Below are 16,061 nucleotides of genomic sequence, written 5' to 3'. Positions count from 1 at the left end.
CTTAATAAACATGTTTAGATACGACTATACTATTTGGTTTTTCAAACTCTCGATTAAGGTAGGCTTGGTAAGTTCCTGGAGCGATAAATCCTTTGGGTGAGAGGATATCGGTGCCAGCCTGACCGACTATGGTATCAGCCAAGAGCACACAGTTTGTAGATAAGACAAAGTAGGATTTAAACTTAGATTTGATAAATTTATAAAGTTCCCCATCTGTCTCATGTCTGATTTTATAAGCGTAGGTGTAGTCTTCCTTACCATCACCTGTCATGATTTTATCTGCACTTGGCTCCCATGGAATCGTCAGTTGTTTCAATTCAGCCAACTTTTTCTGAACTGCTTTTTCCATTTCAGGCGTCAAATCTATCCCATAACCAAAAAGCGTTTTTTGACTCTCACGTTTACATAGGTCAATGTACTTGTCACGATCACAGAAATATAAGACACCATCTCCTACCATGCCAAATAAGGTCTCAGAAGACGGATCATAGTTGCCATAAGAAATAACACGGCCTTGATAGCAGATATCCACATGACCAATTGCCGAAAACAGAGAGGTCTCAGCTGTATGAACAAAAATTTCAAGCTCCGCTGTCTTACCAGACTTCACTATTCCAAGATGGATATCTTCTTCCTCATCAGCATTTTCCAGCATAAATTTGTTAACTTTTGCTAAAGTTCTTGCAGGGATGAGAGCGGCTAGGACAATAGGTAAGCTAATTCTAATACGACGTTTGAGATGGTTTTTCCCAATTTCCTCCTCAAACAAGAAACCATCACGGATATTGGACACACCATAAAGGAAAAAATAAGCCCCTAATACAAAGAGTTGAAAGACAGAATTTCCTGTAGAGGACAAAAGACTAGTCCCACCAAGAAAAACTAGTACGAGTCCATCTAGTAAGAGACGAAAACGAGGTCGAATTTTGTTTTTGCGGTAGAGAACATAGGTGACAAGGTTAATACTAGCATGAAAAATCTGATAAACTCCAATCACAAGAGCCAAAATATAAATCGGCACATCCGTCGCAAGATTGGAGCCAAGCAAATATCCCAGCACTAACAATTTAACCAGTGCAACTCCCAAGGTGTCCGTTGACTGACTTTTTTTGAAAATACGTAATACTAAATCTAAGACCGTTGCTATCCAAGCTAAAAACAGAACCAGTCGAATAACCTTTACTGGCAACCAAGTCCCCGTGACCATCAAGATGAGACCTAGCAGAACAAACAAGAACCCCTGAGCAAGTAATTTCTTACCTGTCAGACCTAAAGATAGAATTTTCGCCATATAAAAACCTTTCAACAATAAAAATTAAACACTCCGATTAAACTGACTAGTAAATAGCCAACACTACAAACAGCCTGTGCCAGCAACATATGGTGACTAGAAATGACTGTAGTAATGTCACCATCTTGTCTTATGCACTTCTAAAATTTGTTATATTGATTAGAAACCAGAGCTTATAAAAACTAGCTAAACTCGAGAGATAGACACAATTGCGACGAAAAAATGTATAACCAATTCAACTTGTTAAGGTAAGAAAGCATTATTTCCAATCTATTAATTATTCATCTATTACCTATTATGACACAATATTCCCTATAGTTCAACTTTTTACTTGTTTTTATATTACACGGACTAAAAAGTTTTCAACAGTTGATTGCATTTGTTTTAATAAGTTTTAACCTTTCTTGGTTAGATAAAAAAAGAATCATACAGTTTAGAATCTGTATGGTTTTTGCCCCACTTTTGTCCCATTTTTAAATCATGACATTGAAAATACCTAAAATCACTTATATTTCAATATTTTTAATTGCTCTCAATATGAAAGTCCTTTCCAAATCCCTGTAGGGGGCATCTAAATCAACAGGAAAAAGCCTTGATTTACAAGGCTTTTTTGCTTGTCTATAACTGATTTGCCCCACTTTTGTCCCATTTTTAAATCATGACATTGAAAATACCTAAAATCACTTATATTTCAATATTTTTAATTGCTCTCAATATGAAAGTCCTTTCCAAATCCCTGTAGGGGCATCTAAATACAACAGGAAAAAGCCTTGATTTACAAGGCTTTTTTGTGTATCTGTTCTACTTTTGGTCAACTAATGGATATCAACGGTATAATTTTATGAACACCCTTCCCAGACAGCTCTAATCTGATTGCTCTTAAAATTTTTTAAAATTTAAAACAAAAGTCTTGCTTTTCTTTTAATTTATGCTATACTTGTTCTTGTATCTGATACAGGATCATGAAAAGGAGTTCAGATGGATACAAAATTCTCAGTTGCTTTACATATCTTAACAATGATTAGTGAAAGCAAGGAAACATTAAGTTCTCAAGCACTAGCTATTAGTGTTGGGACTAACGCTAGTTACATTCGAAAGGTGATTGCCTTATTGAAAAATGCAGATTTGATTCATTCCCAGCAAGGAAAAACAGGTTATCAACTCAGTAAGTCTCCAAAGAAAATGACTTTACTAGAGATCTACTATGCTACTCAAGAAATCAATCACATTAGTTTATTCCCTGTTCATCAAAATAGCAATCCTGATTGCCCTGTTGGAAAACATATCCAAGGAGCAGTTTCACCGCTTTTCGCTAGTGCCGAATCTCAATTAGAAAAGGAATTAGCAAATCAAACTTTAGAAGATGTCATTGACAATCTATATAAACAAGCTAAACAAGTCCGAAACTGATTTGATAACAAGTCAGTTTTTACTGGAAACAACATATACTTGTATTAGATACAAGTATATTCAGTCGTGTTAAAAAAGAAAAGAGAAGACAATGAAAGCCGCACAACATACTACTTATAACAAAAATAATATCACACTGAACATCACAGAAATCGCTAAACCAAGTATTACAAACAAAGAAGTTTTAATCAAAGTCACCGCAGCTGGGGTTAATCCTCTGGATAACATGATCTCTCGCGGTGAGGTTAAGATGATTGTTCCTTACAAACTTCCTCAAACTGCAGGTAATGAGGTCGTTGGGATCGTTGAAAGCATTGGCAAGAAAGTTAACAACTTTCAGGTAGGAGACCGTGTCTTTGGACGTCTGCCACTTGATCATATCGGAGCCTTTGCAGAATACGTAGCTGTCGATAGCCAAGCCTTAGCCAAGGTTCCAGACTATCTATCAGACGAGGAAGCTGCTACTGTACCTTTGACTGCCTTGACTATCATGCAGGCTCTTGACCTCATGGGCGCTCAAGCTGGGAAAACGATCTTTATTTCTGGTGGTACTGGAGGTGTCGGTGGCATGGCCATTCCGATTGCCAAGGCCAAAGGTTTGAAGGTCATTACCAACGGTTCTGGAGATAGTGCTGAGCGTGTCTTGAAACTAGGAGCAGATAGATTTATCGATTACAAAACAGAGGATTATACAAAAACTGTTAGCCAGGTGGATTATGTCCTCGATACTCTCGGTGGAGCTGAAACTGAAAAACAAATGTCTATCATGAAAAAAGGTGGTCATCTTGTTTCCCTTCGTGCCATGCCAAACGGTGCCTTTGCCAAACGCATGAATCTACCAAAATGGAAACAGATTATTCTTGGCTTAGCAGGTCGCAAATTTGATAAGATGGCTAACAAATACGGTGTTCACTACCATTTTATCTTTGTAGAAAACAATGGTACTCAATTACAAGAGGTAGCTGACCTCTTTAGTAAATTAGACATCAAACCCTCTATCGATACAGTTTACCCATTTGAACAGGTAAATAGCGCATTAGACAAAGTCGCTAATGGTCGCTCACGTGGAAAAACAGTTCTCAGCTTTAAGAAATAAAAAGGAAAAAATCATGTCATATATTACAACTAAAAATCAATACATCACTTGGCAATAGATAAGTGGTTCGGAAAAGGTCTAACCAAACGTCAGTAAGGCTTGCCAGGCCTAGCCTACTATCTCATTGAGGTTACAAGTAAAGGGGAACTCCTCATCATTGACCAGCATACACGTGAAGTTGAGATACCAATCACATGGTTAAACTAAAGAGAGTTAGAATTTAGAGATCCAGATAGTATCCTAATCCGTATTCGCATATCCAACCAATGATCGGCAAGGGTTTCGATTCAATCTGTGACACATCCTGTTTCAAGTATTTTGATAAAGGATTAAAAGATCTTTCTTTTCAACTTCTGATGCTTGGTTCTGTATATATACTATTTAAAACAGGTCCCAAAATGAATGTAACTAGGATTTCTGCTAATGATAGATATGAAATTTTTTAATATTCAAAAAGACTCCACCTATCTAAAGGAAATCTACCCTAGAGATGGATGGAATCTTCTTTCACTCACTAATCTAATCGAATAAACATTATGGCATTTAACAAAGATATGAGTGAGACCGTGTTTATATTATTTGATATAGATGAGTCTCTTATTTTCAATCGGAGGAATAATAAAATTAGAAATGATGATATCATAAGGCGATTCTTCTAAAGGTTCCTTTGATAATTCTAATTCAGTCCAAACTTCAAGTTCAAAATTGTTGCTGCAATAATAAGAAAGTGTTTCTGCTACTGATTTTGCATGATAGTGATCAAAATTGCTCATGACTAAAACCTTTAATTTAGGTTAATTTTGTAAAAGATTTAGAACTAAGTGTTTGCTATGGGTGATAAAAGTATAGGACAAATGATTGACTTTCATTGAATTACAATCCATACCTAAAACCTCTAGATAATGTTCAATTCCTTCCTTCACCTCTGAAACAAATTTAGGAAAAATATTTTGAAAATTCCTGATTGTATTCCCTTTTTGATCAAATAAAATAAACTCAGTGGACAACTCTTGACGATACAGATGTGCGGTATTATGCAGATGCCAAATCAGATTATCCTTATTCTCAATCTCAATCTGATACTTGACTGAAATCTGATCAATAAAATCACTCAATAGATGGTAAGATTTTTCAACATCGCTATCCTTTTTTACGCATTTCATAAAGAAACTTTCATCTATGAAAAACATTTTTTGAAAGTAAGACACAAATAATTGGCAAACAACTTCCTCATCTAAAGAGATATTGTATTCTGATTCAAAACTCTGAGCAGCACCTTCTATTCCTTCTGCCTGCATTAAAAAATCCAAACTTTGGTCGTTAAAAGAATCTTTCTCTATTTCCATAAGATGACCAAACTTTATTCGATATAGATTAATAACCAGGAGCAGATTTAACATTCTATGCGTTGACAAATTCATTGGAAAGCTTGTTTCCTTATAAACCAATTCTAACAATTGAGATAGGGGCTCTGATGAAAAATTTTCAAATGGCCATTCTAGGAAATAATATTTTTCTGAAAAATATTGTGCAAAAAAGTAACGAATGTCTCTCTCATTTCCAATGATTTGAACAGGGGTCAGACTGATTTCAAATTGAAATTGCCTTTTAATCACTTTATTGATTTGGCTAATAATACGATAGAGCGAAGATGAACTGATATAAAATTCTTTACAAATACTCTCAGCTTGACAACCTTCATTAAAGAATATAAATTCTAAAATCGAAAAATGAGTTGAATCCTTAAAGAAATGATGGTAAACCATTTCAATATCGCTATCATCGGTATTAATAATGCGTATACCATTAGTAGAAGAATGAAAAATCAAGTCAGGAAAAGCAGATTTAACATGGGATAGATCATCTTTGACTGCACGTTCTGTACAATTTAATAACTCTGCTAGTTCAGAACGATGAAACCAACGTTTATGTTCAAATAATAATTCTAATAATTCTAATTGCCTATGACTTTTTTTAGATAATAAATCTCTCATGAATGTCTTTCTCTCTTTATAAATTATCGGATTAAACCTCTTGCAATTATACCACAAAGAATAGGTATAACATGCTGTAACGACTTTTACTAAGATCCTTTATTTCGTATAATAACACTACGGAGGCAATATATAAACAATTTTCTTATTTTACCGTCTATTGAGGGCGTAAATACAGAATCAAATTCAAGTCGAAAGATTATATTTTTAATTTTAAAAATTATATAATAGCAACAATCAAAGAATTTGATTTTTTTATATTAAAATTATACAATAGCAATAATCAAAGGAATTGATTTATTTTTTGATATTAAAATAAAAAAGGAGGGTAAGCAATATTGTGGTCAATCATTGCTGGAGGTCTTATTGGACTTGTAGCAGGTAGAATCACTAAAAAAGGGAGTTCTATGGGAATCGTCGCAAATGTATTCGCTGGTTTAGTCGGGTCATCTGTAGGACAATCCCTTTTAGGTAGTTGGGGCCTATCCATCGCTGGAATGGCTTTGATCCCATCTATTGCAGGAGCAGCAATTGTTGTTACTGTAGTATCATTCTTTACAGGTGAAAAATAATTACTTGTAGAATAAACTATTTTTAAATAGATTAGACGGGTAAAAATAGTTTAATGTTAAATCGAAAGGATTGTATATGTCAAAAACAAAGAAAATATTTTTCATTATTTTCTGTATTTTAATCTTGACAATTTTCCTTCCTGTTTTGATAGATTATCATCAAGTTAGTGATTTAGGCATTCAGCTATTTAGCTGGAGACAGAATCATTTCGTTGAATTTTATCTCTCTAGATATATATTCTGGGGGATAGTGGCTCTATCAACTTTAGTTTTGTTATCGATGTTAGTTGTGTTGTTTTATCCTAAACGTTATTTGGAAATTCAACTTGAAACTAAAAACGATACATTGAAATTAAAGAATTCAGCAATCGAAGGTTTTGTTAGAAGTTTGGTGAGTGATCATGGATTGATCAAGAACCCAACTGTTCATGTAAATTTACGAAAAAATAAATGTTTCGTTCATGTAGAAGGTAAAATTCTTCCTTCGGACAACATCGCTGACAGATGCCAACTAATTCAAAATGAAATAACTAATGGATTGAAGCAGTTTTTTGGTATTGAGCGTCAGGTTAAACTAGAAGTTCTAGTAAAAGACTACCAGCCTAAACCAAAACCTCAAAACAAAAAGACTGTTAGTCGTGTGAAGTAAGGAAGTAAAAAATGGAATGGCTTAAACAATATCGATATCCAATAATCGCAGGTCTCATAGGCGTATTTCTCGCTTGTTTGATTATCTCCTTTGGCTTCTTCAAAACAATATTTGTATTGATTTTAGGAGCACTGGGAGTTGCAGCTGGATTATATATCGAAAAAAACTATATAGATAAATAAAAAAATAAAAATTACTAATTTAATTAAAGGAGTTTCATATGTCAAACGAAAAAAACATTAACACTAACGTAGAAAAGAAAGATGCTACTGCTGTAGCTCACGAAATCAAAGGGGAACTTACTTACGAAGATAAAGTTATCCAAAAAATCATTGGTCTGTCACTAGAAAACGTTTCAGGTCTTTTGGGAATCGACGGTGGTTTCTTCTCAAATCTTAAAGAAAAAATCGTTAACAGCGATGACGTAACAAGTGGTGTTAACGTAGAAGTTGGTAAAACACAAGTTGCAGTTGACTTAAACATTATTGCTGAGTACCAAAAAAATGTTCCAGCTTTATATTCAGAAATCAGAGAAATCGTATCTTCAGAAGTTGCTAAAATGACTGACTTGGAAGTTGTTGAAATCAACGTAAACGTTGTCGACATCAAAACTAAAGAACAACATGAAGCAGACTCAGTAAGCCTTCAAGATCGCGTATCTGACGTTGCTGAATCAACAGGAGAATTCGCTTCAGAACAATTCGAAAAAGCTAAATCTGGTCTTGGATCTGGTTTCTCAACTGTTCAAGAAAAAGTTAGTGAAGGTGTAGAAGCTGTTAAAGGTGCAGCAACTGGTGTAGTATCTCACGAAAAAACTCGTGTAAACTAAGATAAAATAAATATAACAGGAGAAATTATCATGTCAGTAGAAGAAAAATTAAATCAAGCTAAAGGTTCTATTAAAGAAGGTGTTGGGAAAGTCATCGGTGATGAAAAAATGGAAAAAGAAGGAACAGCTGAAAAAGTTGTTTCTAAAGTAAAAGAAGTTGCTGAAGATGCCAAAGACGCTGTAGAAGGCGCTATCGAAGGTGTTAAAAACATGTTGAGTGGCGACAATAAATAAGGCTAAAAGTTACTTTATCTTTTTAGTAACATTAGTCAAAAGAGTCTGAGTCAAGATGATTCTCAGAAAACAAAAAGCTAGAAATTTCCAATTGCGGAACTCTAGCTTTTTAATTTTGCCTCTTTCTATTATTATATTTCAGCAGGTTGTTGACCGTGAGTACGAATCCCATGTCAATTCTCACTTGGCTCTTACCTCTCAGATAACATCTCTTATAACCCAAACAAACCTTTATCTGCCCAAAGACAGATTTCATATCAATCTTACGTTTAGCGAAAATTTGTCTACCCTTGGAAGATAAAAGTGCCTGATATTCTTTAGTTTTTAAACACTGGTAACGTTCATTCATATACAGACCCTTTTGAGGGGCTGATTCAGGTTCATCATCGCAGTCAACATTGATTTCAAGGCTGTTTGATTTCTACCTCCTCTTTTTCATGATGTATTTTCGTACAGGTTCTTCAACTATTTGAACGATTTCAAATCCTTCTTTTTGGTAAAGATTCTGAGCTCTTTGATTTGCCTCGAAGACATTTAGAGAGATGCTGTCTATATCTCTATTTTCAAAGACCAAACTAACAAATTTCCTTAAAGCCTGCCTACCTAAGCCTTGCCCCTGTTTCTGAGGATTGATAAAAAATCTTCCAATATGAAGATTACTGTCTTCTTGCCTGATTTTCTGGATAACCCCCACAAACTCTTGTCCTTCAAAGATTGAAAAGATTCCTTCCAAATCTTGCAAAACTTGAATTGTCAAGGGGAAAGGAATCATTGGTCCCATCCATTGTTCTTGAAAGGATTTGCCAAGGGAGTTGGACCATTGGCATACGAATTGAGCGTTTTCTGGGCTCACATTTTCTTCAAAACGAATTGTCATCTTGACCTCACTATCTTGTCTATGTTTCTCCATTATACTACTTCTCCCATTTTTTACGAATAGATAAGTATGATTGATATTTATTTTTTTCTCGTCGGTAGCATTCTCGCTTCCTTTCTTGGTTTGGTCATTGACCGTTTTCCTGAGCAATCCATTATCCAACCTGCTAGTCACTGCGATTCCTGTCAGACTCGCTTGCGCCCCTTAGATTTGATTCCGATTCTCTCGCAAGTGCTCAATCGCTTTCGCTGTCGCTACTGCAAATCTCCTTATACAGTCTGGTATGCCCTCTTTGAACTAGGCTTAGGGCTCCTCTTTCTGGCTTGGTCTTTGGAATTGCTTTCCTTGGGGCAAGTCGTCCTAATCACCGCTGGTTTGACCTTGGGCATCTACGACTTTCGCCATCAGGAATATCCCCTACTGGTCTGGATGACTTTCCACCTAATCCTCATGGCTTCCTCTGGCTGGAATCTGGTCATGGTCTTTTTCCTTGCTCTTGGCTTTTTGGCTCATTTTATCGATATCCGCATGGGCGCAGGGGATTTTCTCTTTTTAGCTTCTTGTGCTCTCGTCTTTAGCGCAACAGAATTACTCATCTTGATTCAGTTTGCTTCTGCAACAGGAATTCTAGCCTTTCTCCTGCAAAATAAAAAGGAAAGACTTCCTTTCGTGCCTTTCCTCTTACTCGCTACTTGTGTGATTATTTTTGGTAATCTACTGCTTGTTTGATAAAGTCCTGAATCGGCTCTCCTTGGTGGAGAGCTTTTACGATTTTTGAACCGACGATAACGCCATCTGACACTGCATTGAAGCGTTCTACATCGGCTTGACTAGATACGCCAAAACCTGTCAAGACTGGGATATCGGCCACTTGATGCAATTGTGCCAAGTGCTTGTCCAAGTCTGCGCGGTAATTGCCAGATTTCCCTGTCACCCCATTGATGGCAACAGCATAGACAAATCCTTCTGCCCCTTTAATTAATTCTTTCTGGCGCTCAATCCCTGTCGTCAAACTAACTAGGGGAATCAAGGCGATATCTGTATCTGCCAAAAATGGTTCTACAAAGTTGGCATGCTCATGAGGCAAGTCTGGAATAATCAAGCCCTTAACCGCTGTATCTGCCAAATCTTTGACAAAGTTCTCCACACCGTACTGAAAGAGGGGGTTGAAGTAGGTCATAATGACCAGTGGAATCTCTGTTTCAATGGTTTTCAAGGTTTCAACCAAAGCCTGGGTAGAGGTCCCGTGGGCTAAACTGCGCAAGCCAGCTTCTTCGATAACAGGTCCATCTGCGACAGGATCTGAAAAGGGAATGCCCACTTCAATTGCAGAGACACCCAAATCTTCTAAAAAGTGAATTGTTTCATCTAGACCATCCAAACCTTTTTCGTGGTCACCAGCCATGATGTAGGGAACAAAAATTCCTTTTCCAGTCGCTTTAATAGCATTTAATTTTTCTGTTAGTATCTTAGGCATGAGCTTCTCCCTTCTTTGCTTCATCTGCTTCCAAGCGGTCTTTGACTTGGACCACATCCTTGTCCCCACGACCCGATAGGCAGACAATCATGGATTTGTCTGGTCCAAGTTCTTTGGCCAATTTCACCGCAAAGGCGATAGCATGGCTAGATTCCAAGGCTGGGATAATCCCTTCCACACGAGACAAGAGTTGGAATCCTTCCAAGGCTTCTTCGTCCGTCACAGGAACATAGCTGGCACGTTTGATATCGTGGTAGTGAGAATGTTCTGGACCGATACCAGGATAGTCCAAACCTGCCGAGATAGAGAAGGCTTCAAGAATTTGACCATGAGCATCTTGGAGCACATCCATGAGGGAACCGTGAAGGACACCAGGACGACCCTTGGTCAAGGTAGCTGCGTGGTGCTCCGTATCCACACCAAGTCCAGCTGCTTCAGCCCCATACATGGCTACTGACTCATCTTCTACAAATGGATGGAAGAGCCCGATAGCATTAGAACCACCACCAACACAGGCTACTAGGGCATCTGGCAAATCTTGACCTGTTAAGTCACGGTATTGTTGTTTGGCTTCTCTACCGATGACACTTTGGAAGTCACGAACGATTTCTGGGAATGGATGAGGTCCCAAGGCAGAACCAAGGATATAGTGGGTATCATCGATATTAGCTACCCATGAACGAAGAGCTGCATTGACCGCATCCTTGAGCACGCGCGAACCATCAGTCACAGCCTCGACCTTGGCTCCCAAAAGCTCCATACGGAAGACATTAAGGGCTTGGCGTTTGACATCTTCCTCACCCATGTAGATAGTACATTCCATGTTAAAGAGGGCCGCAGCTGTTGCAGTTGCCACACCGTGCTGACCAGCACCTGTTTCAGCGATAATTTTCTTTTTGCCCATGCGTTTAGCCAGAAGAACTTGTCCCAAGGCATTGTTAATCTTGTGGGCCCCTGTATGGTTAAGGTCTTCACGCTTGAGATAAATCTTGGCTCCGCCAATATGCTGGGTCAAATTTTTTGCGTAGTAAAGGGGAGTTTCACGTCCCACATACTGGCGCAAAAGTTGGTTTAATTCCTCTTGGAAACTTGGGTCTGCCTGACTTTCACGGTAGGCCTTCTCCAACTCCAAAACTGCTGTCATCAATGTTTCTGGGACAAAACGTCCGCCGAATTTTCCGTAAAATCCATCTTTATTTGGTTCTTGATATGCCATTCTTTACCCTCTCTATAAATCTTCTAATCTTTTCATGATCTTTTTGTCCGTCTGTCTCCACTCCGCTCGATACATCTACTGCATAGGGAGTAAAGTGTTGAATTGCTTTTACTACATTGTCTTCATTAAGGCCACCTGCGATAAAGAAGGGTTGAGTTAGTCCAGTCGTATCCAGTTGAGCCCAGTCAAAGATCTGGCCACTCCCAGCCACAGGGGCATCAAAGAGTAGATAGTCTGCCTGAGAATTGGGTACATGCCCCTCTCCATCCACCTGCACAGCCTGAATACTGGCACAAGGCAAATTCTCAAACAAATCATCTGCCACCTGACCGTGAACTTGAACCAAGTCCAAGCCAACTTTGTCAATGACTTCTAGCAGTTGAGCCCGACTTGGTGAAACAAATACACCAACCTTTTTGACATCTGTAGGAATAAGCTTTGCCAGCTCAGCAGCCTGATCCAAGGTCACCTGTCTTTTACTAGCTGCAAAGACAAAACCGATGTAGTCCGCCCCTGCTGAAACAGCTGTCTCCACCGCTTCTTTGGTCGATAATCCACAAATCTTAACCTTTGTCAATCTGCAACTCCTTGATTCTCTGGGCTACATCTTCTGCCTGCATAAGAGCTGTCCCAACTAAAATTCCATTAAAGTATGGTGCTACTCGTTCCGCATCCTGCCCTGTGAAAATAGCAGATTCAGAAATGTACAAGCAATCATCTTTGAAATGTTTAGCCAAATCTACACTGGTCTGCAAGTCAACTTCAAAGGTAGTCAAATTGCGGTTATTAACACCAATAATCTCCGCACCAAGTCTGTGAGCTACCTCTAGTTCAGCTAGATTGTGAGTTTCCACCAAGACTTCCAGACCAAGCTCTGTCGCATAGTCATAAAGTTCCTTGAGGCGTTCTTCGGACAAGGCTGCCACGATGAGCAAGATGACTGTCGCACCTGCATTGCGAGCTCGGATGATTTGTTTTTCATCGATAATAAAGTCCTTGTTAAGCGTCGGAATCTGTACCTGACTGGAAATCTCCCGTAGATAATCCAAATGTCCTTTAAAGAAAACTTCATCTGTCAGAACAGAAATCATCACTGCTCCGTTCGCTTCATAAGTCTGGGCCTGTTGCACAATATCCACATCTAGATTGATATCTCCCAGACTAGGGCTAGCTTTCTTGACTTCAGCGATTACCTGTAAACGGTCCTGGTGATTCTTCAAAAATTCTGCCAAGCGATAGGTCTGGCGCAGGGGCTGGATTTCCTCCAGCTCCATCTGCTCAACCTCACGTGCCTTCTGCTCCAAGATTCGTGCTAAAAATTCCTGACTCATTTTTGGTACTCCTGTAACAGTCTGAGTTTTTCAAGGGCTTTGCCACTAGCAATCACTTGACGGGCCAAGGCAACTCCTTCCTTAATACTAGCTACTTTACCATTAGCATAGAAACCAAGACCAGCATTTAAAACTGTCGTTTCCAAGAATGGACTTGGTTCATTTTTAAGAACGCTGAGCAAAATTTCTGCATTTTCCTGAGCGTTACCTCCACGAATATCTTCGATAGCGTAGCGTTCCATCCCTAGATCTTCTGGAGTAAAGCTTGACAAGCTGATTTCGCCATTCTCAAGAAGTGCAATCTTGGTTGTTCCATTCAAACCAGCTTCGTCCAATCCTTCTGGACCAGCAACCACTATAGCACGTTTGCGACCCATATTTTTCAAAACCTGAGCTGTACTTTCTAGCAGTTCTGGACGACTAATACCAAGAAGCTGTGTTTCCAAAGCCATTGGGTGAATCAGGGGACCAGTCAAGTTCATAATCGTTGGAATTCCCAACTCCAAACGAGCTGGCATGATGTATTTCATAGCTGGGTGCATATTTTTAGCAAAGAGAAAGACGATGCCAGTTTTATCAAAGACCTTACCTAGTTCAGCTGGTTTGAGGTCTAGGTTGATGCCCAAGGCTTCTAGGACATCTGCAGAACCAGATTTAGAAGAAATCGAGCGGTTACCGTGTTTTGCCATATGAACACCGCCACCAGCCAAGACAAAGGCTGCAGTTGTGGAAATATTAAAACTGAAAGACTTGTCTCCACCTGTACCACAGTTGTCCATGGCATCATGAATTTCAGTTGGAATATGTTGGGCATGCCCTCTCATGACTTGGGCAATGGCTGTGCGTTCTTCAGGTGTTTCCCCCTTCATCTTAAGAGCTAAGAGGAGAGAAGCAATCTGCGCCTCCGTTACACGCCCAGTTACGATACGCTCAATGACATCCGTCATTTCCACACCTGATAAATTTTCAAATTTTGCTAGTTTTTCAATAATCTCTTTCATCCTAGTTTCCTCACTTTACAACCTTCTCAATAAAATTCCGAATAGAAGACAAGCCATCTGGCGTTCCAATGCTCTCTGGATGGTACTGGAAGCCATAAATTGGAAGGGTTTTATGTTGAATCCCCATGATGGCTTGGTCATCAGTCGAACGAGCTGTCACTTCAAAGTTTTCTGGCATTTCTTCAATTAAAATACTGTGGTAACGCATGACCGCACGGCCATCCTCAATGCCTTGATACAAAACAGATGGCGCTTCAAAGCTGATATTGCTCTGTTTCCCATGCATGACTTTTGGAGCCAAACCTAACTTACCACCAAAGACTTCTGCAATGGCTTGGTGACCCAAACAAATCCCAAGAATCGGCTTCTTGCCAGCAAAATCACGAATCATATCTTCCATCTTTCCAGCATCAACTGGCCAACCCGGACCGGGCGAAAAGACTAGACCATCTGCTTTTTCAGCTTCTTCATACAGCTTGGTATCATCATTTCTCAAGACCTGTACTTCTGCAAAATTCCCAATGTATTGGGCCAAGTTATAGGTAAAAGAATCATAGTTGTCAATCAATAAAATCATGGTCTTAGTTCTCCAATTCTAGTCATAGATTTAGCCTTGTTAATGGTTTCTTGGTATTCGTTTTGGGCGATAGAATCGTAGACAATCCCTGCCCCAGCCTGCACATAGGCTGTTTGATTTTTGAGAATCATGGTTCGGATGGCAATGGCGAAATCCATATCACCCGTCGCAGACAAGTAGCCGATTGCTCCTGCGTATACGCCACGTTTTTCTGTTTCCAGTTCATAGATGCGTCTCATTGCTCGAATCTTTGGTGCTCCTGAAACTGTTCCAGCAGGAAGTGTTGCTTTCAAGGCATCCATGGCAGTAAGTTCTGGAAGCAAACGCCCCTTGACCACACTGGTCAAATGCATGACATAACGGAAGAGCTCCACTTCCATATACTTGGTGACTTGGACACTGGCCGTTTCAGAGATGCGACCAATATCATTACGACCCAAGTCTACTAACATCCGATGCTCTGCTGTTTCCTTCTCATCCGAAAGCAGGTCTGTCGCCAAAGCCTTGTCTTCTTCATCCGTAGCTCCTCTTGGTCGCGTACCTGCAATCGGATTGGTTGTCACGATGCCATTTTTGACAGAAACCAAACTTTCTGGACTAGCTCCGATGATTTGATAATCCCCAAAATCATAGAAATAAAGGTAATTAGAAGGATTAGTCACGCGGAGATTTCTGTAGAAGTCAAATGGATTTCCAGTCACTTCTGCTGAGAAGCGTTGACTAAGTACACATTGGAACATATCGCCATTACGTATCAAGTCACGAGCCGTTTCCACCATTTCCTCAAACTTCTGAGGAGCGATATGGGGTTTGAAGTCTAACAGAGATAGATCCAAGTCTTCAAATTCATTTGGAGCAGGAATGCGTAATTCCTCAAGCACTTGGTTCAAGGCTTCTTCCAAGTCTTCTTGGCTACGCTCACTATAAAGAGCATCCTCGATGACATGGATTTTTTCCTTCTTGTGGTCAAAGACCATGTAACTCTCATAGACAAAGAAATGCATGTCTGGCGTTCCAATTGTATCTTCAGGAATTTGACCAATTTCTTCATAAAGCGAAATCATATCGTAACCAACAAAACCAATGGCTCCCCCACCAAAAGGTAGGTCTGAATGGTGCTGGCTCTTATGAGTCACTTCATAAAGGAAATCCAAGGGATCCCGATCAATCACTTGACCATTTTGATAAAGAACTCCATTTTCAAACTTAATCTCAAAAACTGGATTATAGGCTAGGATAGAAAAACGAGCTGTTTCCTTGTCTCTCGGAATACTCTCTAAGATAACCTTGTGTTGCCCCTTTAGGCGCATATAAGCCAAGATTGGTGATAAGACATCTCCATGAATGATTCGTTCCATTGTAATTTCCCTTTCAGTTCTACTTCTAGTCCGTGGCGACTGTATGAAAAATCCCCACGCAAAATAACTTGCGTGAGGACGAAATTCGCGGTGCCACCTCAATTATAGGATTTCTCCTATCTCTCATTCCTGTCTCAGAACCTTCCTGT

At 39.2% G+C, this 16,061-nt stretch carries 17 protein-coding genes, 2 pseudogenes and 1 other annotated feature (1 of these 20 running past the window's edge); of the genes and pseudogenes, 8 read left to right on the top strand and 11 right to left on the bottom strand.

Going from position 1 to position 16,061, the window contains the following annotated elements:
• Position 1: 1 nt before the first annotated feature.
• Positions 2–1,291 carry a hypothetical protein gene (locus TZ91_RS01200; protein ID WP_004256070.1) on the bottom strand — a complete coding sequence of 430 codons (1,290 nt, stop codon included), beginning with the start codon at positions 1,289–1,291 and terminating at the stop codon, positions 2–4.
• Between the two features lie 978 nt (positions 1,292–2,269).
• Here TZ91_RS01200 and TZ91_RS01195 point away from each other — a divergent pair.
• Together TZ91_RS01195 and TZ91_RS01190 are read left to right on the top strand one after the other, a co-directional pair.
• A complete protein-coding gene (locus TZ91_RS01195; RefSeq protein WP_000379854.1) occupies positions 2,270–2,701 on the top strand; it encodes an Rrf2 family transcriptional regulator in 432 nt (143 codons plus the stop codon).
• Between the two features lie 91 nt (positions 2,702–2,792).
• Positions 2,793–3,797, top strand: coding sequence for an NADP-dependent oxidoreductase (locus TZ91_RS01190; RefSeq protein ID WP_033687245.1), 1,005 nt, complete (start codon positions 2,793–2,795; stop codon positions 3,795–3,797).
• Between the two features lie 514 nt (positions 3,798–4,311).
• On the opposite strand, the pseudogene TZ91_RS01185 reads toward TZ91_RS01190, so the two are convergent.
• Positions 4,312–5,791 (bottom strand): annotated as a pseudogene (locus TZ91_RS01185) (M protein trans-acting positive regulator PRD domain-containing protein).
• A gap of 335 nt (positions 5,792–6,126) precedes the next feature.
• Between TZ91_RS01185 and TZ91_RS01180 the strand changes: the two are divergent.
• From TZ91_RS01180 to TZ91_RS01160, 5 genes are all read left to right on the top strand, one after another.
• Positions 6,127–6,363: a GlsB/YeaQ/YmgE family stress response membrane protein gene (locus TZ91_RS01180; RefSeq protein ID WP_025173204.1), complete on the top strand. Its 237-nt coding sequence runs from the start codon at positions 6,127–6,129 to the stop codon at positions 6,361–6,363.
• Between the two features lie 76 nt (positions 6,364–6,439).
• Positions 6,440–7,012, top strand: coding sequence for an alkaline shock response membrane anchor protein AmaP (amaP, locus tag TZ91_RS01175; RefSeq protein ID WP_000047596.1), 573 nt, complete (start codon positions 6,440–6,442; stop codon positions 7,010–7,012).
• An 11-nt stretch (positions 7,013–7,023) separates the two neighbouring features.
• Complete coding sequence (locus TZ91_RS01170; protein ID WP_000455064.1) at positions 7,024–7,194, top strand: DUF2273 domain-containing protein; 171 nt, start codon at positions 7,024–7,026, stop codon at positions 7,192–7,194.
• A 38-nt stretch (positions 7,195–7,232) separates the two neighbouring features.
• Complete coding sequence (locus TZ91_RS01165; protein WP_000064110.1) at positions 7,233–7,841, top strand: Asp23/Gls24 family envelope stress response protein; 609 nt, start codon at positions 7,233–7,235, stop codon at positions 7,839–7,841.
• Positions 7,842–7,871: 30 nt separating this feature from the next.
• Positions 7,872–8,075, top strand: coding sequence for a CsbD family protein (locus TZ91_RS01160; protein ID WP_000109963.1), 204 nt, complete (start codon positions 7,872–7,874; stop codon positions 8,073–8,075).
• Between the two features lie 109 nt (positions 8,076–8,184).
• Here TZ91_RS01160 and TZ91_RS01155 read toward each other — a convergent pair.
• Both TZ91_RS01155 and TZ91_RS01150 read right to left on the bottom strand, forming a co-directional pair.
• Positions 8,185–8,481: pseudogene (locus TZ91_RS01155) on the bottom strand (transposase); the annotation flags it as partial.
• Positions 8,482–8,496: 15 nt separating this feature from the next.
• Positions 8,497–8,952, bottom strand: coding sequence for a GNAT family N-acetyltransferase (locus tag TZ91_RS01150; RefSeq protein WP_033687271.1), 456 nt, complete (start codon positions 8,950–8,952; stop codon positions 8,497–8,499).
• Between the two features lie 69 nt (positions 8,953–9,021).
• Here TZ91_RS01150 and TZ91_RS01145 point away from each other — a divergent pair, with 69 nt between their 5' ends.
• A complete protein-coding gene (locus tag TZ91_RS01145) occupies positions 9,022–9,681 on the top strand; it encodes a prepilin peptidase (protein WP_033687247.1) in 660 nt (219 codons plus the stop codon).
• Here TZ91_RS01145 and trpA read toward each other — a convergent pair.
• From trpA to trpE, 7 genes are read right to left on the bottom strand one after another with little or no spacing between them, the layout of a single operon-like run.
• The gene (gene trpA, locus TZ91_RS01140) at positions 9,653–10,429 is read right to left on the bottom strand and encodes a tryptophan synthase subunit alpha (RefSeq protein WP_033687248.1); all 777 of its coding nucleotides are present in this window, start codon (positions 10,427–10,429) and stop codon (positions 9,653–9,655) included. The genes TZ91_RS01145 and trpA overlap by 29 nt on opposite strands.
• Positions 10,422–11,645 (bottom strand): tryptophan synthase subunit beta, encoded by a 1,224-nt coding sequence (gene trpB, locus TZ91_RS01135; protein WP_033687249.1) that lies wholly within the window; start codon positions 11,643–11,645, stop codon positions 10,422–10,424. Before trpB ends, trpA begins: the two co-directional genes overlap by 8 nt.
• A complete protein-coding gene (locus TZ91_RS01130; RefSeq protein WP_033687250.1) occupies positions 11,623–12,222 on the bottom strand; it encodes a phosphoribosylanthranilate isomerase in 600 nt (199 codons plus the stop codon). The genes trpB and TZ91_RS01130 overlap by 23 nt, the downstream gene beginning before the upstream one ends.
• Positions 12,209–12,976: an indole-3-glycerol phosphate synthase TrpC gene (gene trpC / locus TZ91_RS01125; RefSeq protein ID WP_033687251.1), complete on the bottom strand. Its 768-nt coding sequence runs from the start codon at positions 12,974–12,976 to the stop codon at positions 12,209–12,211. Before trpC ends, TZ91_RS01130 begins: the two co-directional genes overlap by 14 nt.
• Positions 12,973–13,977: an anthranilate phosphoribosyltransferase gene (trpD, locus tag TZ91_RS01120; protein ID WP_033687252.1), complete on the bottom strand. Its 1,005-nt coding sequence runs from the start codon at positions 13,975–13,977 to the stop codon at positions 12,973–12,975. Before trpD ends, trpC begins: the two co-directional genes overlap by 4 nt.
• A gap of 10 nt (positions 13,978–13,987) precedes the next feature.
• Entirely contained in the window at positions 13,988–14,554 is a 567-nt protein-coding gene (locus tag TZ91_RS01115) for an aminodeoxychorismate/anthranilate synthase component II (RefSeq protein ID WP_033687253.1), read from the bottom strand.
• Complete coding sequence (gene trpE / locus TZ91_RS01110) at positions 14,551–15,912, bottom strand: anthranilate synthase component I (protein WP_033687254.1); 1,362 nt, start codon at positions 15,910–15,912, stop codon at positions 14,551–14,553. Before trpE ends, TZ91_RS01115 begins: the two co-directional genes overlap by 4 nt.
• A 71-nt stretch (positions 15,913–15,983) precedes the next feature.
• Positions 15,984–16,061, bottom strand: a binding site (T-box leader); it runs 148 nt beyond the window's last position.

The sequence above is a fragment of the Streptococcus mitis genome (assembly GCF_000960025.1).
GTDB lineage: Bacteria > Bacillota > Bacilli > Lactobacillales > Streptococcaceae > Streptococcus > Streptococcus mitis_DH.
This window is presented reverse-complemented; position numbering and strand designations above follow the sequence as displayed.

Excerpts from the sequence above, each read along its gene's own strand:
- TZ91_RS01200 (WP_004256070.1), bottom strand. The coding sequence starts at position 1,291 with ATGGCGAAAATTCTATCTTTAGGTCTGACAGGTAAGAAATTACTTGCT.
- TZ91_RS01195 (WP_000379854.1), top strand. The coding sequence starts at position 2,270 with ATGGATACAAAATTCTCAGTTGCTTTACATATCTTAACAATGATTAGT.
- TZ91_RS01190 (WP_033687245.1), top strand. The coding sequence starts at position 2,793 with ATGAAAGCCGCACAACATACTACTTATAACAAAAATAATATCACACTG.
- amaP (WP_000047596.1), top strand. The coding sequence starts at position 6,440 with ATGTCAAAAACAAAGAAAATATTTTTCATTATTTTCTGTATTTTAATC.
- TZ91_RS01170 (WP_000455064.1), top strand. The coding sequence starts at position 7,024 with ATGGAATGGCTTAAACAATATCGATATCCAATAATCGCAGGTCTCATA.
- TZ91_RS01165 (WP_000064110.1), top strand. The coding sequence starts at position 7,233 with ATGTCAAACGAAAAAAACATTAACACTAACGTAGAAAAGAAAGATGCT.
- TZ91_RS01160 (WP_000109963.1), top strand. The coding sequence starts at position 7,872 with ATGTCAGTAGAAGAAAAATTAAATCAAGCTAAAGGTTCTATTAAAGAA.
- TZ91_RS01150 (WP_033687271.1), bottom strand. The coding sequence starts at position 8,952 with ATGACAATTCGTTTTGAAGAAAATGTGAGCCCAGAAAACGCTCAATTC.
- TZ91_RS01145 (WP_033687247.1), top strand. The coding sequence starts at position 9,022 with ATGATTGATATTTATTTTTTTCTCGTCGGTAGCATTCTCGCTTCCTTT.
- trpA (WP_033687248.1), bottom strand. The coding sequence starts at position 10,429 with ATGCCTAAGATACTAACAGAAAAATTAAATGCTATTAAAGCGACTGGA.
- trpB (WP_033687249.1), bottom strand. The coding sequence starts at position 11,645 with ATGGCATATCAAGAACCAAATAAAGATGGATTTTACGGAAAATTCGGC.
- trpC (WP_033687251.1), bottom strand. The coding sequence starts at position 12,976 with ATGAGTCAGGAATTTTTAGCACGAATCTTGGAGCAGAAGGCACGTGAG.
- trpD (WP_033687252.1), bottom strand. The coding sequence starts at position 13,977 with ATGAAAGAGATTATTGAAAAACTAGCAAAATTTGAAAATTTATCAGGT.
- TZ91_RS01115 (WP_033687253.1), bottom strand. The coding sequence starts at position 14,554 with ATGATTTTATTGATTGACAACTATGATTCTTTTACCTATAACTTGGCC.
- trpE (WP_033687254.1), bottom strand. The coding sequence starts at position 15,912 with ATGGAACGAATCATTCATGGAGATGTCTTATCACCAATCTTGGCTTAT.